The 20,533-nt window shown below is 63.8% G+C and carries 33 protein-coding genes and 6 tRNA genes; 13 read left to right on the top strand and 26 right to left on the bottom strand.

The genetic code is table 11. The annotated features are described in order from the left end of the window. Positions 1-193: 193 nt before the first annotated feature. The 9 genes from D9V32_RS16125 to D9V32_RS15575 all read right to left on the bottom strand — a co-directional run bounded on the left by D9V32_RS16125 (position 194) and on the right by D9V32_RS15575 (position 3,718). A complete protein-coding gene (locus D9V32_RS16125; protein ID WP_147440510.1) occupies positions 194-463 on the bottom strand; it encodes a hypothetical protein in 270 nt (89 codons plus the stop codon). Further along, positions 456-818, bottom strand: coding sequence for a hypothetical protein (locus D9V32_RS15605; RefSeq protein WP_121649840.1), 363 nt, complete (start codon positions 816-818; stop codon positions 456-458). The genes D9V32_RS16125 and D9V32_RS15605 overlap by 8 nt, the downstream gene beginning before the upstream one ends. Further along, positions 815-1,039, bottom strand: a complete 225-nt coding sequence (locus D9V32_RS16120) for a hypothetical protein (RefSeq protein ID WP_147440509.1) — start codon at positions 1,037-1,039, stop codon at positions 815-817. The genes D9V32_RS15605 and D9V32_RS16120 overlap by 4 nt, the downstream gene beginning before the upstream one ends. Next, positions 1,026-1,538 (bottom strand): hypothetical protein, encoded by a 513-nt coding sequence (locus D9V32_RS15600; protein ID WP_147440508.1) that lies wholly within the window; start codon positions 1,536-1,538, stop codon positions 1,026-1,028. The genes D9V32_RS16120 and D9V32_RS15600 overlap by 14 nt, the downstream gene beginning before the upstream one ends. 20 nt (positions 1,539-1,558) lie before the next feature. Then, positions 1,559-2,044 carry a hypothetical protein gene (locus tag D9V32_RS15595; protein ID WP_121649838.1) on the bottom strand — a complete coding sequence of 162 codons (486 nt, stop codon included), beginning with the start codon at positions 2,042-2,044 and terminating at the stop codon, positions 1,559-1,561. Further along, entirely contained in the window at positions 2,044-2,280 is a 237-nt protein-coding gene (locus D9V32_RS15590; protein ID WP_121649837.1) for a hypothetical protein, read from the bottom strand. The genes D9V32_RS15595 and D9V32_RS15590 overlap by 1 nt, the downstream gene beginning before the upstream one ends. After that, entirely contained in the window at positions 2,280-2,621 is a 342-nt protein-coding gene (locus D9V32_RS15585; RefSeq protein ID WP_121649836.1) for a hypothetical protein, read from the bottom strand. The genes D9V32_RS15590 and D9V32_RS15585 overlap by 1 nt, the downstream gene beginning before the upstream one ends. Next, positions 2,618-2,965: a hypothetical protein gene (locus tag D9V32_RS15580; RefSeq protein WP_121649835.1), complete on the bottom strand. Its 348-nt coding sequence runs from the start codon at positions 2,963-2,965 to the stop codon at positions 2,618-2,620. The genes D9V32_RS15585 and D9V32_RS15580 overlap by 4 nt, the downstream gene beginning before the upstream one ends. Before the next feature lie 225 nt (positions 2,966-3,190). After that, the gene (locus D9V32_RS15575; RefSeq protein ID WP_121649834.1) at positions 3,191-3,718 is read right to left on the bottom strand and encodes a single-stranded DNA-binding protein; all 528 of its coding nucleotides are present in this window, start codon (positions 3,716-3,718) and stop codon (positions 3,191-3,193) included. 38 nt (positions 3,719-3,756) lie between these two features. Here D9V32_RS15575 and D9V32_RS16335 point away from each other — a divergent pair, with 38 nt between their 5' ends. Further along, positions 3,757-3,993: a hypothetical protein gene (locus tag D9V32_RS16335; RefSeq protein ID WP_183086360.1), complete on the top strand. Its 237-nt coding sequence runs from the start codon at positions 3,757-3,759 to the stop codon at positions 3,991-3,993. On the opposite strand, the gene D9V32_RS16705 is transcribed toward D9V32_RS16335, so the two are convergent. The 16 genes from D9V32_RS16705 to D9V32_RS16695 all read right to left on the bottom strand — a co-directional run bounded on the left by D9V32_RS16705 (position 3,945) and on the right by D9V32_RS16695 (position 12,277). Continuing rightward, the gene (locus D9V32_RS16705; protein ID WP_121649832.1) at positions 3,945-5,009 is read right to left on the bottom strand and encodes a DNA cytosine methyltransferase; all 1,065 of its coding nucleotides are present in this window, start codon (positions 5,007-5,009) and stop codon (positions 3,945-3,947) included. The genes D9V32_RS16335 and D9V32_RS16705 overlap by 49 nt on opposite strands. After that, the gene (locus D9V32_RS15560; protein WP_121649831.1) at positions 5,009-5,281 is read right to left on the bottom strand and encodes a hypothetical protein; all 273 of its coding nucleotides are present in this window, start codon (positions 5,279-5,281) and stop codon (positions 5,009-5,011) included. Before D9V32_RS15560 ends, D9V32_RS16705 begins: the two co-directional genes overlap by 1 nt. Beyond that, the gene (locus D9V32_RS16700) at positions 5,278-5,967 is read right to left on the bottom strand and encodes a helix-turn-helix domain-containing protein (protein ID WP_121649830.1); all 690 of its coding nucleotides are present in this window, start codon (positions 5,965-5,967) and stop codon (positions 5,278-5,280) included. Before D9V32_RS16700 ends, D9V32_RS15560 begins: the two co-directional genes overlap by 4 nt. Further along, positions 5,906-6,292, bottom strand: coding sequence for an HNH endonuclease signature motif containing protein (locus D9V32_RS16115; protein ID WP_147440507.1), 387 nt, complete (start codon positions 6,290-6,292; stop codon positions 5,906-5,908). The genes D9V32_RS16700 and D9V32_RS16115 overlap by 62 nt, the downstream gene beginning before the upstream one ends. Continuing rightward, positions 6,289-6,693, bottom strand: a complete 405-nt coding sequence (locus tag D9V32_RS15550; RefSeq protein WP_121649829.1) for a hypothetical protein — start codon at positions 6,691-6,693, stop codon at positions 6,289-6,291. Before D9V32_RS15550 ends, D9V32_RS16115 begins: the two co-directional genes overlap by 4 nt. After that, positions 6,668-7,513, bottom strand: coding sequence for a recombinase RecT (locus D9V32_RS15545; protein WP_121649828.1), 846 nt, complete (start codon positions 7,511-7,513; stop codon positions 6,668-6,670). Before D9V32_RS15545 ends, D9V32_RS15550 begins: the two co-directional genes overlap by 26 nt. After that, positions 7,510-8,115, bottom strand: coding sequence for a hypothetical protein (locus tag D9V32_RS15540; protein ID WP_121649827.1), 606 nt, complete (start codon positions 8,113-8,115; stop codon positions 7,510-7,512). The genes D9V32_RS15545 and D9V32_RS15540 overlap by 4 nt, the downstream gene beginning before the upstream one ends. Further along, complete coding sequence (locus tag D9V32_RS15535) at positions 8,112-8,498, bottom strand: hypothetical protein (protein WP_121649826.1); 387 nt, start codon at positions 8,496-8,498, stop codon at positions 8,112-8,114. The genes D9V32_RS15540 and D9V32_RS15535 overlap by 4 nt, the downstream gene beginning before the upstream one ends. Continuing rightward, the gene (locus D9V32_RS15530; RefSeq protein WP_121649825.1) at positions 8,495-8,782 is read right to left on the bottom strand and encodes a DUF7316 family protein; all 288 of its coding nucleotides are present in this window, start codon (positions 8,780-8,782) and stop codon (positions 8,495-8,497) included. Before D9V32_RS15530 ends, D9V32_RS15535 begins: the two co-directional genes overlap by 4 nt. Beyond that, on the bottom strand, positions 8,779-9,996 hold the full coding sequence (locus D9V32_RS15525) for an ATP-binding protein (protein WP_121649824.1): 1,218 nt from the start codon (positions 9,994-9,996) through the stop codon (positions 8,779-8,781). Before D9V32_RS15525 ends, D9V32_RS15530 begins: the two co-directional genes overlap by 4 nt. Then, a complete protein-coding gene (locus tag D9V32_RS16330; RefSeq protein ID WP_183086358.1) occupies positions 9,993-10,160 on the bottom strand; it encodes a hypothetical protein in 168 nt (55 codons plus the stop codon). Before D9V32_RS16330 ends, D9V32_RS15525 begins: the two co-directional genes overlap by 4 nt. Then, the gene (locus D9V32_RS16325) at positions 10,157-10,324 is read right to left on the bottom strand and encodes a hypothetical protein (protein WP_183086357.1); all 168 of its coding nucleotides are present in this window, start codon (positions 10,322-10,324) and stop codon (positions 10,157-10,159) included. The genes D9V32_RS16330 and D9V32_RS16325 overlap by 4 nt, the downstream gene beginning before the upstream one ends. Continuing rightward, positions 10,321-10,464: a hypothetical protein gene (locus D9V32_RS16320; RefSeq protein WP_183086356.1), complete on the bottom strand. Its 144-nt coding sequence runs from the start codon at positions 10,462-10,464 to the stop codon at positions 10,321-10,323. The genes D9V32_RS16325 and D9V32_RS16320 overlap by 4 nt, the downstream gene beginning before the upstream one ends. Continuing rightward, positions 10,461-11,216: a BRO family protein gene (locus D9V32_RS15520; protein WP_220700723.1), complete on the bottom strand. Its 756-nt coding sequence runs from the start codon at positions 11,214-11,216 to the stop codon at positions 10,461-10,463. The genes D9V32_RS16320 and D9V32_RS15520 overlap by 4 nt, the downstream gene beginning before the upstream one ends. Before the next feature lie 56 nt (positions 11,217-11,272). After that, entirely contained in the window at positions 11,273-11,500 is a 228-nt protein-coding gene (locus D9V32_RS15515; protein WP_121649823.1) for a hypothetical protein, read from the bottom strand. Positions 11,501-11,995: 495 nt separating this feature from the next. After that, entirely contained in the window at positions 11,996-12,277 is a 282-nt protein-coding gene (locus tag D9V32_RS16695) for a helix-turn-helix domain-containing protein (RefSeq protein ID WP_425462013.1), read from the bottom strand. A gap of 144 nt (positions 12,278-12,421) precedes the next feature. Between D9V32_RS16695 and D9V32_RS16110 the strand changes: the two genes are divergently transcribed. The 9 genes from D9V32_RS16110 to D9V32_RS15470 all read left to right on the top strand — a co-directional run bounded on the left by D9V32_RS16110 (position 12,422) and on the right by D9V32_RS15470 (position 15,931). Next, a complete protein-coding gene (locus D9V32_RS16110) occupies positions 12,422-12,772 on the top strand; it encodes a helix-turn-helix domain-containing protein (RefSeq protein ID WP_147440506.1) in 351 nt (116 codons plus the stop codon). Continuing rightward, the gene (locus tag D9V32_RS15505) at positions 12,772-13,911 is read left to right on the top strand and encodes a tyrosine-type recombinase/integrase (protein WP_121649821.1); all 1,140 of its coding nucleotides are present in this window, start codon (positions 12,772-12,774) and stop codon (positions 13,909-13,911) included. The genes D9V32_RS16110 and D9V32_RS15505 overlap by 1 nt, the downstream gene beginning before the upstream one ends. Before the next feature lie 648 nt (positions 13,912-14,559). After that, positions 14,560-14,631: transfer RNA gene (locus D9V32_RS15500), tRNA-Gly, on the top strand. A 198-nt stretch (positions 14,632-14,829) separates the two neighbouring features. After that, positions 14,830-14,901: transfer RNA gene (locus D9V32_RS15495), tRNA-Gly, on the top strand. Between the two features lie 78 nt (positions 14,902-14,979). Beyond that, positions 14,980-15,051: transfer RNA gene (locus tag D9V32_RS15490), tRNA-Val, on the top strand. A gap of 136 nt (positions 15,052-15,187) precedes the next feature. After that, positions 15,188-15,421, top strand: coding sequence for a hypothetical protein (locus D9V32_RS15485; protein ID WP_121649820.1), 234 nt, complete (start codon positions 15,188-15,190; stop codon positions 15,419-15,421). 218 nt (positions 15,422-15,639) lie between these two features. After that, positions 15,640-15,711 (top strand) — tRNA-Gly (locus D9V32_RS15480). Positions 15,712-15,767: 56 nt separating this feature from the next. Then, positions 15,768-15,841, top strand: a tRNA-Cys gene (locus D9V32_RS15475). Between the two features lie 18 nt (positions 15,842-15,859). Then, a tRNA-Val gene (locus D9V32_RS15470) sits at positions 15,860-15,931 on the top strand. Positions 15,932-16,041: 110 nt separating this feature from the next. Here D9V32_RS15470 and D9V32_RS15465 read toward each other — a convergent pair. Further along, positions 16,042-17,013 (bottom strand): hypothetical protein, encoded by a 972-nt coding sequence (locus D9V32_RS15465; RefSeq protein WP_147440505.1) that lies wholly within the window; start codon positions 17,011-17,013, stop codon positions 16,042-16,044. Between the two features lie 144 nt (positions 17,014-17,157). Here D9V32_RS15465 and D9V32_RS15460 point away from each other — a divergent pair, with 144 nt between their 5' ends. The 3 genes from D9V32_RS15460 to D9V32_RS15450 all read left to right on the top strand — a co-directional run bounded on the left by D9V32_RS15460 (position 17,158) and on the right by D9V32_RS15450 (position 20,447). Then, positions 17,158-17,772 (top strand): ECF transporter S component, encoded by a 615-nt coding sequence (locus D9V32_RS15460; RefSeq protein WP_183086354.1) that lies wholly within the window; start codon positions 17,158-17,160, stop codon positions 17,770-17,772. A gap of 171 nt (positions 17,773-17,943) precedes the next feature. After that, positions 17,944-19,872, top strand: a complete 1,929-nt coding sequence (gene thrS, locus D9V32_RS15455) for a threonine--tRNA ligase (RefSeq protein ID WP_220700724.1) — start codon at positions 17,944-17,946, stop codon at positions 19,870-19,872. After that, positions 19,860-20,447, top strand: a complete 588-nt coding sequence (locus D9V32_RS15450) for an HIT family protein (protein WP_121649816.1) — start codon at positions 19,860-19,862, stop codon at positions 20,445-20,447. The genes thrS and D9V32_RS15450 overlap by 13 nt, the downstream gene beginning before the upstream one ends. Positions 20,448-20,533 lie beyond the last annotated feature (86 nt).

Below are 20,533 nucleotides of genomic sequence, written 5' to 3'. Positions count from 1 at the left end.
CATGCGGCTCGTGAGCGTTTCAATCATGGTGGCGTCAGCCTCACCCAGATGCCGGGCATCATTACCGTGCCGATGGCGAGCTTCGGCGATTAGCTTCCGCACGTCCGTCCGGTCATCCCACCCAGACGCGACAGCACACGAACCCGCATGCCCCGCCAGGCCAGAACACGACCCACGATCACAAAACACGATGTCACTCACCAGGGGCCTCCTTCGGTTCGGGGTCGGGCTTTTTCGCGCCGGTCCAGTAGTCGTTCCAATCGGCCTGTTCAACGCCGATCACGCGCCACCCCTGACGTTTCTCTCGCTCCCGGGTGCGCTTGTTTGGGGTGAACATTGCGTGTGCACTCTCCGCAGTGGCATGCCGGATCTCTCCCTGCACGACCGCGTATGCAGACCCGTCTGCTTTACCGTCCGGGTCGAACAGAATCCAAAAATCCGGGACAATCAAGGTGTTACTCACTGGGAACCCCCTCGGGCTGGTCGATGTACTGGAACAGCATGTAATCCTCCCCGTAAACCCAGGACACGTCTCCGTCCGGGAATTCCTCGTTCCGCAACGCATACACGCCGTCCGATTCATCGTGAGAATCGGCCAGATTCCCAGGACCCTCAATCCACGGCTTGATCCAGCACTCGGCGTGCGACACGTACTCGCACCCACACGGCCAGCGTTCATGCTCGCCGTCGCACCCCGGGTACTGATGGCAGCGGGAGTTTTCGTCGCCCGGGCAAACAAACTTCCCGCACTCGATACGGTGTTGCACCTCTGGGAACCCGGTCAGGTCTGGGCCCTCCGGTGTTTCATCTTCGGTCATGGTGTTGTGTCTCCTTCGTGTTCTTTCCACGCCTGGTCCCAAGCGCGGGTGATTGTCCTGGTCCCGGGCCAGGCGGCGTCGAACGGGATGGGTTTACGGCTGAACGCCGACCGGGCGGGCGCGGCCTCGTAAATTTGCCGCGCCCGCTCCTCAACCGTCAACCGGGGTGCCAGATCGAAAAGCGGCACCTCCACGACGCGCAGCCGCTCACCCTTGCTCATGCCCCGTGCCCTGTGAAATAGCGATGCGAGCCGCGGTTTTCGCCGTTGCTCGCATCAAGGTGCCCTGCAAATCACGTGGCATGGGCAGCACGTCAAGGTTTCGGGTGGCCTGGACGGCCACCCGGATTGTGGGCCGGTTCGTGTGCCGTTCCGTGGACGCGACCATGAGCCCCCAACCCTCGGGAAGCTCACCCGGTTTCACAATCGCCGGATCGCTCACGACCAGCCACCAGAAATCGCAGTACACACGGAATGCGTCGGCTTTGGACGGGTCTCGGAGCTCGGTCAGCCAGTCCGACCGAGACACCTTCACCTCGTGGCCGTGGAGCTGCGCGCCCACCTTGAGCCGGCCACTGCCGCCGGTCCACAGGTCCATGGCCATGTAGTCGCAGATCCTGCGCGTGTCATAACCCGTGCTGATCTTCACGTGCTCGGCGCGCACATACCGGGGGCCCGCAGCGTTGCCCTTGTCGTAGCGGCGGTTCAGCCGGTCTAGCATCGACCGTTCAGTCTCCGGCATCACTCACCCCCGGCTTCCCATTTGTGGGCCGCGGCACGGTAAGCAATGCGCTGGGTCACTATCTGCGGCAACGGATCCGGGGTTCGACTCACGATCGCCTTTTTCACGACGACGATGCTCCCGTCCTCACCAACTTTCCAAAGCCCGCACCCATGAGGAGGCATCACGTCCAGGTCATGCGGGACCACGTACACAAACCGGTGGGTGACCTGCTGCCAGGCGCGCCGCTTCCAGTACGTGTCACGGTTGAAGTCGGCCTTGGACACCTTGATTTCGATTGCTGTACGGACGAGAGATTCGAACATCAGAGCATCGATCCGGCGCTCGTACTTGTGCCCTTCTGGGACATGCCCTTGCGGAGTGTAGAGAGCATCTGTGAGCATCCCCGAATCGGGAAGATCGAAGTCCTCGATGGTGAGCTCAGGAACGATCGCGGCGAGCGGATACTTTCGCCGCAACGACTCAAGAACGAACTTCGCGTCCATCACTCGCCCCCCTCTCGCTCGGTCGCGGGCTTTTTCCACGCCCGGAAATTGCGGATATACACGGTGCCGTAAGCGACCGCTGACAGCAGGAACCCGTACTGGTGAGTGGTCAACGCGAACGCCACCCACAACACCTGCGCGGCCAGGCCCACAGCCCACCCGGCACGGTTTTTCCCGCCAGCGAGCCACAGCCCGAGGATGCCCACCGCGGTGAGCAGATATGACCAGAACTCCATCACTCGCCCCCTTCCAGGGTGATGGCCGGACGCCCGGCCGGGGTGTGCTCAGCCTCGAGCGCCGCAATGACTGCCTTGGTGTCGGCGTCCCGCATCTCGGGATGGATCGTGTCGTACGGCTGCGACCGGATCCCCGATGCTCGCCCGAACCACGAATCCACAACCCACCCGCCCGCGCGATACTTCGACGGGGCTTCCCATCTGGCCGTGACCCGCACCCGGTCCACCTGCACCCGAGACGACACCGCCCACGTAGGCAGACGACCCTCGATAACCAACGGGGTAGCCGGGGTGAACCACACCGGCGCCAGCGTCACCGACTCCACATCAAGCGCGGTCATGCCGCAGCCGCCTCGGGAGAATCGACCGGGAGGAACCCGGCATCTGCCATGCCCTCTGCGGTCACAATCAGCGGGATCAGGTATCCCAAAGTGGTTCGCTGCTCGGCCTCAAAGACAACGCCGATGGTTCTGAACCCTCCGATCCCGGTGAGTGGGCCCAAGACAGTCACCTCTGCCCCGCGCCCGTTTCGGTACAGCCCCGGCCGGAGCGGTTCAGGGATGCCCTTTTCCAGCGCTGCCGCACACCGGCGGCGCGCCTCGAACACGGTGTTGGGCTCGGTCCCGTCCATCGGGAACGCTTCCTCGGAAAGCTTCTTGACGTCGGCTCGTTTGTTGTCGCTCACGGTCTTTTCTCCTTCGGTTTCTTGTTTCATGACGGCCCACCGCGCCAACCAGGCAGCAGGGACACCGTCGCTAATAGGCCCAGATGTCGTATCGGGCGATGAAAAGCGCCAGGACTTCACCCGGCGTCGGGGGCGTGTTGCGCCCGCACCTTGTGCAGTGCGCCGTGCTGGGGCCGTATGGGTTGTTGCTGCAGTGCCCACACCTGGGGGTTTCGTCGGGGGTCATCAGAACGGGCTGTCATCCCCGAACGTGCCGGGCTGGTTCCATGCGTCGGCACCGTTGTACGACGGCGCGGCGGAGGGCCAGGGCTCGTTCTGCGCCCCGTTCCCACCCTGGGGGCTACCAGCACCCGCAGAACCACCGTTCGGCCGTCCCTGGCCGCCCTGAGCGCTCACCCGGGATACCTGAGCAGTCGCCCATCGCAGCGACGGACCAATCTCGTCCACCTGCAGCTCGGTCGAAACCCGCTTCTCGCCTTCCTTCGTCTCGTAGCTGCGCTGCGTCAGCCGGCCAACCGCGATGACGCGTGCACCCTTGGTGAGCGACGCGGCAGCCTGCTCGGCCTGCTCACGCCACATCGAGCAGCGCATGAACAGCGGGTCGCCGTCCTTCATCTGGCCGGTCTGCCGGTCATGCACCCGAGGCGTGGACGCGATGGTGAAGTTCGCCACCGCAAGACCCGACGAGGTGTAAGACAACTCCAAGTCGCTGGTCAAGTTGCCGATGATGTGCAGAGTAGTTTCGCCAGCCATTACAGGCTCCTGTCTGCCCCGGTCGGGGCGTTTTGGGTATGAAAAAGACCGCCCGAGGATTTCGGGACGGTCTGGGTTTTCGCATCAAGGATGCGTTGCTCTACCGGGGTGAGCCGAACATGCCGTTCGGCTTCCACGACATCCGGGTCGAGCGATTGGAGGTACAGCTGCATTTCACGGTCAGCGGTGGTTTCCTCCCACGGGTCAAGGTCAGGCCACGGCGCGATCATGCCGGCCTCCCGAGCAGCGTGCACAACGCCAAGTATGCCTGCTGAGGCACCACCCCGTTGCCGCACGCCTTCAACTGCTCAGCACGCGACAGCCCAATCTCCGGCGCGGTCACATGCCCTGCAGGCCAGCCCATCATCCACTCGGTCAACTCGGGGTTGAGCCGGTGGCGTCCGTCGCGCCCATCAGGCCTGGTAGGGGCGGGGGCATCACGGCGGAGGACGGACCCCCACCGGTTGATCGCGGGCCAGAACTCGCCCCAAGCTTCCCTCCCGTGCGAATCAGGTCGTTCTCCACCATGATCTGCAAGTCGGTCACCCGCGTTCGTCCCGGTTTCTTCCTCAAATGCTCCTCTGGGCTGTTCCCCGAAGGCTGGGCCACCGGCGTCGGCAATAGGAACTCCACCCCGTCCGCAAGTGTCGGCCCGTGCCCGCCCGCTTTCCGCTGATCCGGGTGCTGCGCCCCACCATTCACCGCGAGCTGCGCTGTCGGTGTCTTGAGGATAGGCGACGACAAACACCCGGAACCGGCCGTGGGGAGCTCCGGCATCGGCAGCGCGTAAGCCACACCGCCGTGTGTCATACCCGATACCGGCCAAGTCCCCGAGAACACGGCCGAGTGCTCGGAGAACAGGTCCATCGTGGCCGTCTCCCACAGATCCCGCACCGGGTTCCAGATCGCTATCGGATTCCGCAGCTCCGGAGAGTAGACCTCTGACATTTTCGATCACCACCATTCTGGGTTTGATCGCCGCAATCGCGGCGAGGTAGTCAGCCCACAGTCCCGAGCGGGTGCCCGGGCGCATACCGGCGCGACGACCGGCGAGGCTGAGGTCCTGGCAGGGGAAACCGCCAGTGAGGATGTCCACGCGCGGAACCGCGTTCCAGTCCACGGTGGTGACATCGCCGAAGTTCGGTACACCGGGCCACCGGTGCGCGAGCACCTTCGACGGGGCCGGGTCGAACTCCACGAACCACGCCGGGCGGGCGTTGAAGAACTGTTCGACGGCCATGTCCAGGCCGCCGACACCGGAGAACAACGAACCGATAGTGAGGCCGCCCATCACAGCCCCGCCAACAGGTCAGGGATGGTGTCATCCAACGTGACCTGGATCATGCCAGCGCTGTCGAGGAGTTCAGCGATCGCCCCGTCACGGGTTTTCGCTTCGCCTCGCATGTCCCCGCAAGACCAGGTCCAGCGTTTCCCGGTTTCGCGGATCCTGCCCACGGGCACCCACCGGGATCGTTCGTGCAGGGCATGGGCACCGTTTTTGAGCGGCACGACCTGCTGCACGGACACCTCGCCGGTATCACGGATGTTCACGAGCACTTTCATGCTGCGGCCTCCTCTCGGTCTTCGGCGCAGCGATCACACGGCAGCGGGTATCCGTAATGGGTGATGCACAACGCCGGGCCGAGGTTCCTCGGAGACGGCTTTTCGCGTTCAGCTTTTGCTGCCGCTTTTACCTCGAGCATGTACGCATCGTGGAGGCGTCGAGCGGTGCCGCATGGACCGCACTTTTCAGTGGTCGGTTGAGGATGTTTTCCACAGGTGGGGGAGGGGGCAACGCCCCCCTGATGGTTAACTGATGGTTCTTTGATGGTTCCCCGGTCACTGTGACCGGTTGACTCGTCGTGAGTGACCGGTTGACTCGTCGTGAGTGACCGGTTGGTACCGGTCAGAGTGACCGGTTGAGTTCCGATACTCAACAGGTACCGATTCGACAGCCTGTGACCCCCCTCAAACCGAGGTTTCGTCGCCAGCAAACCCTCCGACTCAAGATCACGAATCGACCGACGAACAGTCGACTCACTCAACCCCGTCATCGCCGCCAACCGCTCCTGCCCCGGATAGCAGGAACCGGCCTCGTCAGCGAAATCAGCAAGAGCCACCAGAACAAACTTCCGCGGAGACGGCAGATCCAACTCATACGCCCACGCGGTCGCCTTATAGGACACATCAACCTCCTTCCATAATTCGTTCAGCCTCGGCCGGGGTGATCTCCACCCAGCCGCCGGCATCGTCGTAAAGCACCCAGATCGGGTGCCCGTCCTGCAGCCGCAGGCCCGGCCATTCCGCCGGGTCCGCGAATCGGGGAACCGCGAACCCGGTGTTGCGGGCAGCTTCCGGATTCGCGGTTTTCCACCCGTGACAGCCGGTCGTCCCGGAACCGCACAGGCCTTGCAGGTTGCTGGGTCGGGTGTTGCCGCGCTGCCGGTTCTGCCGGTGATCACGCGTCACCCCGTGCCCGCCACAACGCACACAGGCCGGGTCGCGCTCGGTCGCGATCCGGTACGCCTCGCGCTCCTGCGCCGGCGTCAACGCGGGGCGACGCTGGCCAATCACTGTGCGCCGATCGCCGCGGGAATGGACCGGGTCAGCGTCTGCATACCCGATAGCCGTGCACGTAGCGCCCGCTGCAGCTCCTCCGCCGCGTGCAACGTGGCCTTGGCGTCGTCGTGCACGCGGCGCAGTTCCAACGTCGCCAGATCGGCCTCCGCACGCTTCTCCATTACGGTCGGCCGGGTCGACTTCATTACCGCCTTCGCGCGGGCCTCGATCAGCTCGCGCTCCGTCCGGTAACGCTCTTCCCACAGATGCTTGATCACATCAATCGACGCATCGAGACGGCGCGACAGCGTGAGGATTTCATGCTCAAGCTGCGGCAGTGACACCGGTTCGTAGTCGATGATCTCCCCGCTGTCGAGTGCCGCGATCTCGCTACTCTGCCGGGGGAACATCGGCATCTTCGATCACCTCCACATTTTCCGGTTCCGGGGCGGCCCCAGGCTCGGCTGGGGCCTCGGCCGCGGCCCGGTCGATCGCGCCAATCAGGCGCATGATGTGGAGGCGCATGCCCTCGTCCAGCTCTCCCGCGGCATGTGCACGGTTCCCAATCGCGGCGAGTTCGTCACGGTCATGCTCGGCCGCCTTGATCAGCGCGGGCCAATCCTCGGACGGCGCGGCTGCCGGCTCCGGTGACAGCTCGCCCAGGTTCTCGGCCTCCGCGTCCTCGGGGGTGTAAACGCCTGAGAGCTCGTGCGGGAACGCCTTTCGGAACGCATGAGACTCGGCACGGATCCCGAGCATGTGTGCCGGTCGGCCGTCCCAGTTCGGGCCCTTGCCCGCGAACTCAGCCAAGGTGACCGTGAATTCCTGGGGTCGCCCCAGGTCCTTGCGGTAGACACGCGCCCGGGCCGCAACGAGGTCCTTCTTCGCCGGCGGGATACTCGACCAGTTTCCCTCCGTGTTCAGATACTCGATGGGGTCCTGACCGTCGTACTCGCCGGTCCGGTGCGCCACCACTCGGAACCCGTCGATGCCGGTGATAACGGTCCACTTGCCACCCATCTGCATGGCGTAAATCTGGCGCGCGGTCGGGTCGAGGCCCGTGCGTCGGACGGCTTCGAGGAACGCCGCCGTGATGCCAGCCGGGGCGAAATGCCGCTGCGCGTTATCCCCGGAGCCGGTGATCCACGTCAGCCCCGCGAACTCCATCATCGCCGCGGTGTCTTGGTCCCAGGTCTGCGGGTTCACGGACTTCGGGAGCGCGATTTCCTTGCTCAAAACAGGTTCTCCTTTTCAGCTTTCAACACCGACGTGATCCGGGCCAAAACCTCGGTCGCGATCGGCACAATCAGATCGATCGCCGCAACGATCTTGGGATGATCACGAGGCACCATGAGGTGCTGCGGGTTGCCGGGACGCAGCTCGCCACCGACGATCTCACCCCACACGAACACCACGCCGGCGGCCTCCGGGACGCAGTGCAGCTGCCAGGCCATTTGCCGCCATTCCTTGGCGTCGGGCCCGGTCACGACCTTGTCGTGCTTCGCCTTGCACTCGGCCAGCCACAGCCCGTCCGGGCGCTGCTCGATACCGTCCGGCGTCGCCGCGAACCCGGGGTTGCCGGGGGCGTGAATCAGGCTCTTGTTTCCCGTGATCCCCGCATACGCCAGGAGCCGGGGCTCCCACAGGTTCCCCGACTCCGTGTACCGGTTCCCGGAGAACGTCGAGCGGGCGCTCTTCAGCTTCGCGAGCTCGTACTTATCCACCGAGGACGACTTCACATACCCGGCGGCATCCGACGCCCCAATGATCGAGGACCGGGACGCCAGCCAGGCATCCCGGTCCTCACCGGTGTCGAGCACACGATCACGCCAGGTCATGACGTGACCCCGCGGGCGAAGTCGCCACCGCCCTCGAGGAGACGCGCGAACGTCTCGGCGGTCATGGTCACGTACTGTTCTGCGGGGTCCGCGGTGCCGCGTTTCTTGTGCATGACGACCCCGATAATGGCGTCGTCGTTTCCGCGCTCGGTCTCGGCTTCCCGCAGCCATGCGGGCAATGCCAACGTGGCGGTGTTCTTGCACTCGATGACGACGCGGCCGCCGCGGATGGTGCGGACCCCGGCAATGTCGCCGCGGTCCTTCGCGCCGGACTTCACCCGGCGGTCGATACGGTCATCGTTCAGGCGGGCGGCCAGCCAGTCCGCCTGTGCCCGCTCAAACGAGGTGCCGGCCTTCTTTGCGCTGGCGCGGTTCCGGGTCACTTCACCACCTCGGGGTTCAGGGTGATCGTGATGATCTGCCGAGACACGATCACGAGGTCCACGATCGACTCTGCTGGGGTGCCCAGCTCAATGAGGTGCGCGCGGTAATCCTCGATCAGCTTCGCCCGATTGCGCGGGTAAGCCGCCTTCCCCTGACGCTCGGGGGAGAGGTAGTAGCGCGAGCCGAGCAGCAGCGCGCCGCCCTCGTCATCACTCCACGTGACGGTGCCGTCCGGTGCCTGGTATCCGTACTGAATCTTCACGACGCTCTGTGCGTTGCTCATGCCAGCACCCCCTCGGTGAGGACGAACTCGCCCTCGCCCTGCTCGTCCACGACCTCGACCAGCACCAGGTAGTCGCGGGCGATCGCCAGCGCCTCGATCTCCGTCAGCGACTCCGAGTCCAACAGGCTGCCGTCCTTGATCATCACGATGCGCAGATCCGGGTGGGTCAGCGTCACCAGATCCAGCGCGACACGGATCCGCGTGGCACTGTTGATCTGCTTGAACGGGAGCCCGTCCACGGTGATACCGGTCTCGTCCACGGACAGGCCCGCGGGGAAGTCGGCCGCGGCGAGCCCGTCGGCCTTGACCTTGTCGATGCGGTCAAGCTCTGCCTGCACATCCGTGACGGCCTGCTCGAGCTTGGCAACCGACTCGGCCGCGGCGGCCTTCGCCTGGCGGGCGCGCACGCCCTCGTTGTGCTCGTCAATCCCGTCGAGGCGGGCCTGGATGCCGGCATGATCCGGCTCCACCCAGCCCTGCGCCTTGGCTGAGAGGCCCTGCTTGGTCGCCTCAATCTCGGTGTACTCGGCCGTGAGGGTGGCGATCTGCTCGGTGATCTGCTGCTGTCTGGCCTCGGCATTGGCGATCTGGCCCGTGGCCTCGGCATGCTCACGCACGGCCCGCTCAGCCTCGGCCAGCTGCGCGACCAAATCCGACGCGGACACTACCTCGCCATCGATGCCGTCCGGAAGCGACTTCGCCAGCGCCTGCTCGCGGGTGAGTTCCCGCTTCAACTCCGTGCGGCGCTCGAACACCGTCGCGCGCTCGGCGTCCAGCTTCGCAAGATCGAACGGCAGGGCCACACGCTCGAGCAGCGCGCGGCGCTGGTCCGCGTCCGGCCGGCGGGTGAACTCCAGCGGGTCAAACGGCACCGCGCCCACGAGCGCCTCGACCGCCTTCGCCGGGCTGCCGTACTTCGCACCGTCCAGTGCGGCGACGGTCAGCGTGCCCGAGTCGTTCTTCGTCCACCGTCTGGTGATGATTCGGGAGTCCGTGGTCAGGGTGACCTCGGCCACCTCCTGCCCGTCGTGAATGGGGCGGCTGATCAGCTTGGTGCCCTTCGGGTCCAGGATCTCCCCGAACGCGTCCAAGAACGACGACTTGCCCGCGCCGTTCTTTCCGCCGATGACCACCAGGTGCCGACCGGCCACGTTGATCTCGGCGTGCCGGATGCCCTTGAAGTTCTCTACCTTGAGGCTCTGAATGTTGCTCATGATTTTGTTGTTCCTTCTTCGATAAAAATGGCGATCATGCCGCCGAAAACTGGCAGCGCGCACAGCAGGGTGACCCCGGCTGGCGCGCCATGGATGGCCGTCTCGATAAGACCCGAGACGATGAAAACCGCGAGTGCGACGATGAAAAAGTGGTGCCGGGTCATCCGTGCCACACCTCCCACAAGAACAAGCCCAAGACGAGGCCCAGGCAGAGCCCGATGGTCGCTACGGCACCGTGCCAGGCCCACCCTTTCGGAGGGTCCGGGATCAGGTCCTCGGGCGGGTGCGGGATCTTCGCCGACTTCGGGTCGGGACGCTCCTCAGTCATGCGTCCCTCCCGAGTAGCATTGCCGCAAACATCGCGGCCTCCTCGGCGCTCTCGGCGTAGCCTGAGGACAGATCACGCACCGCTTGGATCTCCTCGGCTCGGACCGGCATGACCGTGCCCAACCGCTTCGGCCCGCTCACACTGCCACCTCCCGGAAGTTGCGTGCGATCGCCTCTGCACCCTGCGGGGTGACCTTGAGCGTGTGCATCACCTCACCCTTGAACCGGGGCGCGTCATGTCTCAACACCGGCCGGAAATACGCCCGCTTCTGCGAGTACGCCGAATAGCGCACCACCTTCACGAGTTCCTGCTGCTTCTCCGACCAGCGCGTCGAGTGCTCCTCGTAGATCCAGCCGCGCGCGATCAACGCCTCACGCAGCTCGCCCTCCGGGACACCGATGGTCTTGGCCACGGTCCGCAGCAGCAGGAGGTCCTCGTCAGCGACGAACTGATCCACATACGAAACCTTCGGGGAATCGATCTGGATCTTCGCCTCGAGCGCCGCGGTCTGTTCTACGGTCGCCGCGAGCTCCCGCAGCGCATCTGCATACGTCGCCGGGAGCGCGGCCGCGGCACCGTAGCTGCCGGTCTTGCGGATCGTCGGCAGCACCTCCGCGGTGATCCACCGTCGGAAAGCGACGGCCTCGGCCTTGTCCGACCGGATCACGACCTCGTACATGCCCGGCTCGGACACGATCGTGACGAGTCGCTGCTGCCCACCCGAGCTGATATGAGCCTGACTCACACCAGCTTGATCGAGACGATCAGCCACCCGCGCCGGGGTCGTGAGACCGAGGACCGCGCACAGGTCGGCGAGCACAAACCACGGCTCACCGTCCTGCTCTACAACACGCACCTGGAAGGTGCCATAATCGAATGGAAGAATCTGCATGCGATTCCTTTCTGTTTGGACGCCCCGTTGCACCGGGGCGTTCTTCATTTGGTTGGCTACTTGCCTGCGGTTCGAATCTTCTTGACGCTGAGTATCAATGCCCCGGTAGGGTTTCGCGTACCACCGGGATAGGAAGATCTCGCGTCCAGGTGAACGCTGGTGACCTCGGCGTTGGGGTCAAGCGCCGCGAGAGCGATCGCGACTTCTGCGACCGTGATCGCTGCGCCGTCCGGTTCGACTCGGACGCTCTCGGTTCGGGTGATCTTCGGGAATCGAATGCCCATGTGCTGCTCCTCTGTTTTGTGTGCGCGTTTGTGCCGTGCCGCCTCGGGAATCGAACCCGACAAACCCACGGCACCAAACGGCACCCCAGGGGACGGCGGCCAGCCTCCTAAACGCCTAGACGCCTCTACGCCCAATGCGTTCGTGTAGCACCGCGACCCACCCGACAGGTGATGAGGAAGCCGCGGCCCCGTACTACTGGCCTGAAAAACTGTTCCCCGCTGGAATGCATCTGGTGCTGTTGTCGGCCGGACAAGTCAACGGCGGCTAGTAACCTCAGCCCTCGCGGGGATTACACGCTGTGGAGTTTTCAATGTGCGGGTGGTGACTCAACTCCGCCAACCAAGGCGAGCTGTAAGACCCGGCGTCGGCCCGGTTTTGGGCGCGACAAATACCCCTCTATTGGGGTGGCTTTGAAATCGACCTTTTACGCAGGTCGGGCGTGGGCCGCACACAGAGGCGGCTACGGTGTTTCTAGGGCTCTTCCAGTCCTAGCGTCAGGCAGATCGACGGGGGAGCCGGATCGGCTTGCTCGACCTCTTGTGTTCGCACTTCTCGCCACTGAGATAGGCGCGCACACAGTCGGGCTCGATACGCCAGTGTCCTCCACTGACGCCTTGCCCCCCGTGAAGAGCCCCGGAGCCGAGCGCGATGCGGATGGTCACCTCGTGCTTGCGCGCCATTGCGGCAGCCTCCGCGGTGGTCAGGAAGATGGGGCCAGGGAGTGATGGGACTTCCGCTCCAACCGAGCGAATATCCGTTGCGTTAGATGTTTGCATGACGGCTACGCTATGCCAGATTGCGCCGGGTTGCAAGTAATGTTGCATGACGTATATTCATCGGGCGCGTCGCTGGCTGGGGATTTGTATAGACGGCACGCGAGTGTGCTTGCATTCAAGCTATTTGAGGTGCATACTCGACATATGACAAATGCAGACGACTGGAGTGACTATCTCGATCGCGTAAGCGATGAGGCGACGGACGCAGCAATCAGCCGAAAGTCTGGTATCAGCGGCTCCACCATTGGAAGGTGGCGTTCGGGTGCCGTGCACCCCAAGCCACTGCAGGCCGTTGCGGTGGCGCGCGCTTATGGCGCACACCCCCTTGGAGCCCTCGTTGCTGCAGGCTACTTGACATGGGATGATGTGGACGTGGTTGCGGAGAGAATCGTTGCGCCGAAGTCCTACGCCCTCGATGACTTCACGACCAGTGAACTTCTCGCGGAAGCGACCAAGCGACTCAAGCGGCTTGAGCTTGCAGGGGAGCCCACGTAATGCCTTGGACCGTAAAGCGCCCGTCTGGGAATTGGACGGCGATGTATCGGGGTCCGGATAGGAAGGCGCGGACCGCGGGAACTTTTCCCACCAAGACGGAGGCCAAAGATGCGGCCGTATTGGCCGAAGCAGAGGCGCTAAAGCCTCGATGGAGGGACCCCAAGGGGGAGAAGCTGACGTGGGGGGAGTGGTGCACCGCCTGGTGGCCCTCGCGCTCGGTAGAGCAGACCACGCTGGACACCGAGGAGTCGATGGTCCGTATCCACATCGAGCCCGTATTCAAGGACGTTCCGCTAATTGACATCACTCGACACTCGGTCCAGGACTGGGCAACCCAGCTTTCGCAGGTACTCGCTGCAGGTAGTGCCCAGCGGGTGCTGGGTGTGCTTGTTTCCTCGCTCAGCGGCGCGATAGATGCCGGTCACATCGACCATAACCCGGCCACGCGGATCAAGCTGCCGCCGCGGTCACGCGGGCGCGAGGTGTTCCTCACCCGGGAACAGTACGCGTCAATCTTGGAGAATGTGCCGCACCCTGACGACCGCGCACTCCTGGACTTTCTTGTGGGCACTGGCGCACGATGGGGCGAAGCGGCAGGACTCCACTGGCACAACGTTGACTTGATGCGAGGCACCGTAACAATCGTGGATACCTATAACGGGGTGGAGATTAAGCCGTACCCGAAGGGGCGTAGGGAGCGCAGGGTCCCTCTATTCGACTGGATCGTTCGAGACTTGGATGATGAGCGAACCGTTTCAGCGTGCGAGGTAACTCACCGCATCGGCAGGTGCACCTCGGGGCTGGTTTTCCCGGGGCGCAGGGGAGGGGTTCGGGATGATCGCAATTTCTCTCGCCAGGTATGGACCCCTGCCTTGAAGGCCGCGGGCCTGGATGGGCTAGGTGCCACCCTGCATGACCTGCGGCATACTTATGCGTCTTGGCTGGTGCAAGCTGGCGTTCCCCTCGAGCGCATTGCTTCGCTTCTTGGGCATGCGAGCATTGCGACTACTCAGATCTACGCCCACCTCGCCCCCGCCAGCCATGATGATGTGCGGTTGGCGCTCGGTGAGCCGCGGTTAGCAGACGGTAAGCAGACCGCCATTGCGTCCGGCTATGTTGGCCTACGTGCAACCAAATGAGCACGCCAGATATAACCCTGATTTTCCGGGCGACTTCCAGTGAAGACTGCGCTGCACTGCATGACGCTATACCCCTAGAATCTCTTTCACACGGAAGAGGTCATCGGTTCGAGTCCGGTATCGCCCACAGATAAAACCCCCGGTCGTTCTGTTTTTTAGAACTGCCGGGGGTTTTGCGTTGCCCGTGGTATCGCCGTGGGGCCGCAGTGGGGCCGCGCTGTTGTCGCTGTCGTTGTCGCTGTCTCTTTCTCGGCCGCTGACGCGGCCGCGTTGAGTGAAGCGGGGGTGTGCCCGATTGATAGCGGGCACAGATTGAGGCCTCAATGAGCGCTCAGGCCGAGTGCGATTTGCGTCGTGTGGGGTGACTGCGAGGCGGGATCTTTCTACAATCGGAGGAGGGGGCTCGAGTGTGACCCGGATCGCACGCGAATCGAGGGCATCAAGGTTTCCGCTCCGTGAGGCGCGGAGAGAAGTGGCGACGGGGGTGGGCCGAGGTGCGCAACCTCGCCCCCGCCGCCATCTGAATGCGGGTTTCGAGATCCGCGAGATTCCGCGGGGAAACGCCGTAAAGCGACGCAGATTTGCGTGGATTCCCCGGTTGCGGATAGAGTAATGACGTACCCGGGAACGGGAACAAAAACAAAATATGCGGATGTGGCGCAGTGGTAGCGCATAACCTTGCCAAGGTTAGGGTCGCGAGTTCGAATCTCGTCATCCGCTCAGATCAAACACCGGATCGGGTTTTCCCGATCCGGTGTTTTTGTGTGTACGGGTGTTTTTCTGCTGCCAGTGAGGGAGTCGTAAACTCCCGATGACAGAGGGAAAGGCGCGCCCGAAACGCCGAAAACGGCCCTCGATTTGCGCCCGCTTGCCGGGCTTCGGTAATGTCTAAGACGTAGCCGGAAACGGCAACAACATGCGGATGTGGCGCAGTGGTAGCGCATAACCTTGCCAAGGTTAGGGTCGCGAGTTCGAATCTCGTCATCCGCTCGGAAGAGCTTCAGAAGCCGGAAAAAAACCGGCCTCTTTCTCCCGGACACCCTCGGGTGTACGATATCTACACAGCAAGAGCGATTGGCGCAGCGGTAGCGCGCTTCCCTGACACGGAAGAGGTCGCTGGTTCGATCCCAGTATCGCTCACAAATAAAACCCCTGGTTCGCCAGGGGTTTTTTGTGTTTGCGCTGGCTGTGCGGTGGCCGGCGCAGGCGTGCCACCTGAATATGCTGGACGCATGGCCAATCGAAACACGCTGCACATCTCGGGGGTACCCTCACCGTGATTCCGCGCGGACTTGACCGCCTCTGGGGTTTTCGTCGCCGCATTGATGTGCCGCTCGCCAGCATCGTCGAGGTGCGCACGGAGTCTCATCCGCGCCGGGTGAAGCGCGGTCTGCGCTTTCGGCAGCTCTACCTGTCGGTCCGCGATGCGGAGGCCTCCGTGCGGGCGCTGAGCGCCGCGATGCGCGCCTCGCCAGCGGCAGACGTTTTCGGTTCTCCCGGGCGAGAGTGATATTCCCGCTCGCGTATGAAGTGGTTTTTCGCCCGGACGAGCATCCCTGGCATCGACACGCCCGATTGTGACGGCGGGTTTGGGGGAGGGGAGATCCGCGTCATTCCGGGGATCGCGGGGGTGTCCGGGCGGGTGATTTTGGAAAAACAACGGTGTAATTCGCATCGGCCCCATCGTTTCCTGTATTCTATTGATGTAGCCGGAAACGGAAACAAAATGCGGATGTGGCGCAGTGGTAGCGCATAACCTTGCCAAGGTTAGGGTCGCGAGTTCGAATCTCGTCATCCGCTCGAGTGTTGGGAAGCGATCGAAAGATCGGTTACGGCACGCGGGTTTACCCGCATGCGGTGGCGTGGCCGAGAGGCGAGGCAGCGGCCTGCAAAGCCGTCCACACGGGTTCGAATCCCGTCGCCACCTCCACTCAATAATTCAATACCTGAGCGATTGGCGCAGCGGTAGCGCGCTTCCCTGACACGGAAGAGGTCGCTGGTTCGATCCCAGTATCGCTCACAAAGAAAAAGCCCCTGAGAAATCAGGGGCTTTTTGCTTTTCATCCTGCGCAATCCTTACGTTCACATCGTCGCGGGGAAACGTCTCCGCGGTGACACCGTTCCCCGCGTCTAACGTTCAGGGTCGACCACACAGAAACTGTCCATTGTTACGCTGAGCTCTGCTCCCGAGGCGGCCCGTTCCTCCGCTTCGCTCTCCTCAGCGAGATCGGTGAGGGTTCCCCTGCCACCACGGATTGCGTCCGACGCGGGGCCCAACTGCACACTTTGCAGCTGGCCCTTCGTATCAACCACCGCGTGGAGGGTCGGCTCGAACTCATCGGTGATCAGCGTGCGGAAACCCAGCTCATCCCAGTACGTTTTGAGTGGTTCCCAGTAGGTGGGGGCAAATGCTTTCTGCCGGGCAGGCGGAGGAGTGTCCGATTCCGGAATGATGGCGTCTGCTGGTGTCTCGGGGAGCCGTACGATCGCGCCCACTGAGACCGCCGTCCCCACCTGACTATTTGACAGGCGGCAGCCCTCCTCGCCTGCTTCCGATCCAAATGTCGTTTCTACACGTCCGGCGGGATCGATGCCGAGTGTGCGCAATCCGCCCTCCACAAGTGTGGTCATCTCTGCAGCGACTTCCCGAACGTCTCGCTGCTCCTGCTCGGTTGGCGGGCCGGATCGAATCTGCGCTCGCTCAGCCTCATCTCCCCACGCCTCGAATGCAGCTGGCGCCGTGGCGAGTGCGCCGAGGGTGGCGATGATGAGACCGGTAATTGCAATGGCGAATGATCCGCCTGAGGCCATCCGAAATGTAGTGTCGGAGGGGGGATTGCGGCGGATGCGAAAGATATCACGCACCGCGAGGGCCGCCGGCAACAGCCCGATGATCAGCGCCGCGAAAAAATTAAAAATCAAGAACGCGTTTAGATCAGCACTGTACCCCGTGGCAACGGCAGAGAGCACCTGCCCAAGCAATAGCGCCACGAAGATGAAGGGGAATGCGATGGCACCAAAGATCAGGAGGTTTCGTGCCGACCGAGTGGGGGCTTTCGGCTCGGAATGAGTCGTGGAGGGGTGGGCAGCGTCGATTTCCATGGTTTCAGACTACGTGCCCGTATGTGTCGATCCAGGTATCCTCACATCGCCCGGAGCATGGCCCGCCCATCCGTGCCCTGGAGCGTTGCCCCCGTTCGGGGCAAAACCTATTGCACGAAGCGTCCGCGCCAGTACGCTGCCAGCATGACCGACACCGCACCCAGCCTGCTCAACCGCTCGCTCCTGCCCGCCCCCTGGACGCTCTCGCTCCGCGTTGTGGGTATCGGCATCGTGGGCGGGCTGCTGTATGGCCTGCTGGGTATCTTCAGCTACACGCTGCCGCACAGCCAGGACGTGACCATTCGTCCGGCCATCGCCGTGCTCGTTTTCCTCGGCATCCGGTTCGGCCCGATTGCGGGCGGTCTCGTGGGCATCATCGGAAACCCCATCGTCGACCTCCTGCAGGGCTCCTCCGTCTGGACCTACTGGGACTGGCACCTCGCCAACGCCCTCGTCGGAGTGATCGCGGGTCTCGCCGCGTACTATCTGAAGCCCGCGTCGAGTACTCGCGGCGGCATCGTCCGGCTCAGTATCATCTCGATCGTGGCCCTGGTCTTCGGGTTCGGCCTGACCTTCCTCGACCTGCTGCGCGGTGAGGGCGGAAACTCCTGGTGGGCCGGCTCCTACCTCCCCACGGTCGCGTGGAGCCTCGTGGTGTGCCTCCCGCTGGTTCCCGTCCTGGAGAGCGGATGGCGGCCCGTACTGCCGTTTGACTCCGCCCGGGACGTGCCACCGGCACCCGTCCCGACGAGTGATTAGCCGTCGCCCGCACCGGCACGCAGGAAACTCGATCCGGCAGGATCGTACACACCGTGGTTTCGGGTCGTCCGGGGGAGTCCGGAACGGATAGAATGGGCGAATCTATTTACAAGAGGAGCACACCAGGTGTCTGACGGATTCGAACGATTCCCCGACCGCAACGTTGTCGCCATGCGCGTCAACGGTGAACTGAAGGACCTCGCCACCACCCTGGAGACTACCGACGTGGCCGAGCCGGTCACGATCGACTCCGAGGACGGCCTCAACATCCTTCGTCACTCGGCCGCCCACGTGCTGGCCCAGGCCGTACAGAAGGTCAACCCGGACGCCAAGCTCGGCATTGGTCCGCCCGTCACCGACGGTTTCTACTACGACTTCGACGTCGCCGAATCCTTCACCCCCGAGGACCTCAAGGCCCTCCAGAAGGAGATGGAACGCATCATCAAGCAGGGGCAGCGCTTCGTGCGCCGCGTCGTCACCGACGAGGAGGCTCAGGCCGAGCTCGGAAACGAGCCCTACAAGATCGAGCTGATCGGTCTCAAGGGTGGTGCCGAAAACGGTGGCGACAACGAGTCAGTTGAGGTGGGAGCCGGCGAGCTCACCATCTACGACAACGTCGACCCCAAGACCGGCGAGACCGTCTGGAAGGACCTCTGCCGCGGCCCGCACCTGCCCTCGACCCGCCTGATCGGCAACGGCTTCGCCCTCATGCGCGTGGCCGCCGCCTACTGGCGCGGATCCGAGAAGAACAAGCAGCTGCAGCGCATCTACGGCACCGCCTGGCCCACCAAGGACGAGCTGCGCGCCTACCAGACCCGCCTGGAGGAGGCCGCCAAGCGCGACCACCGCAAGCTCGGTGCCGAGATGGATCTCTTCAGCTTCCCCGACGAGATCGGCTCCGGCCTGCCCGTGTTCCACCCCAAGGGTGGCATCATCCGCCAGGAGATGGAAAACTACTCGCGCAAGCGCCACACCGAGTCCGGCTACTCGTTTGTAAACACCCCGCACATCACCAAGGGTGACCTCTTCATGACCTCCGGTCACCTGCAGTGGTACGCGGACGGTATGTTCCCCCCGATGCACCTCGACGAGGTGTGCGATGAGCACGGTCACGTCACCCGCCAGGGTGCCGACTACTACCTCAAGCCGATGAACTGCCCGTTCCACAACCTGATCTTCCGCTCGCGTGGACGCTCCTACCGTGAGCTCCCGCTGCGCCTGTTCGAGTTCGGTTCGGTGTACCGCTACGAGAAGTCCGGCACCCTGCAGGGCCTGACCCGCGTGCGCGGTATGACCCAGGACGACGCTCACATCTACGCGACCCCGGACCAGGTGAAGTCCGAGCTGACCTCCACCCTGGAGTTTGTGCTCGGTCTGCTCAAGGACTACGGCCTCGACGACTTCTACCTCGAGCTCTCGACCCGCGACCCCGAGAGCGAGAAGTTCGTGGGTAGCCCCGAGATGTGGGATGACGCCACCGAGACCCTGCGCCAGGTGGCCGTGGAGTCCGGTCTCGAGCTCGTACCCGACCCGGGTGGGGCCGCGTTCTACGGCCCGAAGATTTCGGTTCAGGCGCGGGACGCCATCGGCCGCACCTGGCAGATGTCGACCATCCAGCTCGACTTCAACCTGCCCGAGCGCTTTGACCTCGAGTACACCGCCGCGGACGGCACCAAGCAGCGTCCGGTGATGATTCACCGCGCCCTGTTCGGTTCGATCGAGCGCTTCTTCGGTGTGCTGCTCGAGCACTACGCGGGCTCGTTCCCGGTGTGGCTCGCTCCCGAGCAGGTCGTGGGTATCCCCGTGGCCGAGGAGTACGCCGAGTACCTCGAGGAGATCTTCGACCGCCTGCGCGCCCGCGGTGTCCGCGCCTACGTGGACCACAGCGATGACCGCATGCCCAAGAAGATCCGCACCCACACCAAGGCGAAGATTCCGTTCCAGCTCATCGCCGGTGAGGACGACCGCGTGGCCGGTGCGGTGAGCTTCCGCTTCCGCGACGGCAGCCAGCTGAACGGCGTGCCGGTGGACGAGGCGATCGCCAAGATCGTCGACGCCATCGAAACCCACGCGCAGGTCAACACCGCATGGCAGGACTAGTACCGGAGAACCCGGCGGCGGAGCCCACAAACACGGGCTTCGTCGCCGAACCGGACGGCAACGTGCTGGCCGGAGTTCCCGACGAGTTCCAGCGCCTGTGGACCCCGCACCGGATGGTGTACATCCAAAACGGGCAGCAGCCCGCGAAGGACGACTGCCCGTTCTGCGTGGCCCCCTCGATGAGTGATGAGGACGGCCTGATCGTGGCCCGGGGAAAGTACGCCTACGTGCTGCTGAACCTGTTCCCGTACAACAGCGGTCACCTGCTGGTGTGCCCGTACCGTCACATCTCGACCTACGATTTGGCCACGGCCGAGGAGGTCGCCGAGATCGGTGCACTAACCCAGACCGCGATGCGTGTGCTTAAAGAGGTCTCCCGCAACGACGGCTTCAACCTGGGCATGAACCAGGGTGAGGTTGCCGGGGCCGGGATCGCCGCCCACCTGCACCAGCACATCGTGCCGCGCTGGCGTTCGGACGCCAACTTCTTCCCGATCATCGCGAAGACCAAGGCGCTCCCGCAGCTCCTCGGCGAGGTTCGCGCCTCTATCGCCGAGGCCTGGCCGAAGCCCTAGCCCACACTCGGAAGATTCACAGACCGCCCACTTCCTCGGAAGTGGGCGGTTTTTCGTTGGTCGAACGGGCCAAAAGTCCACCCGAG

The organism is Mycetocola tolaasinivorans, from assembly GCF_003667565.1.
Taxonomy (GTDB): Bacteria; Actinomycetota; Actinomycetes; order Actinomycetales; family Microbacteriaceae; genus Mycetocola; species Mycetocola tolaasinivorans.
The sequence above is the reverse complement of the archived record's forward strand: the minus strand, read 5'-3'. Positions and strand labels throughout refer to the sequence as shown.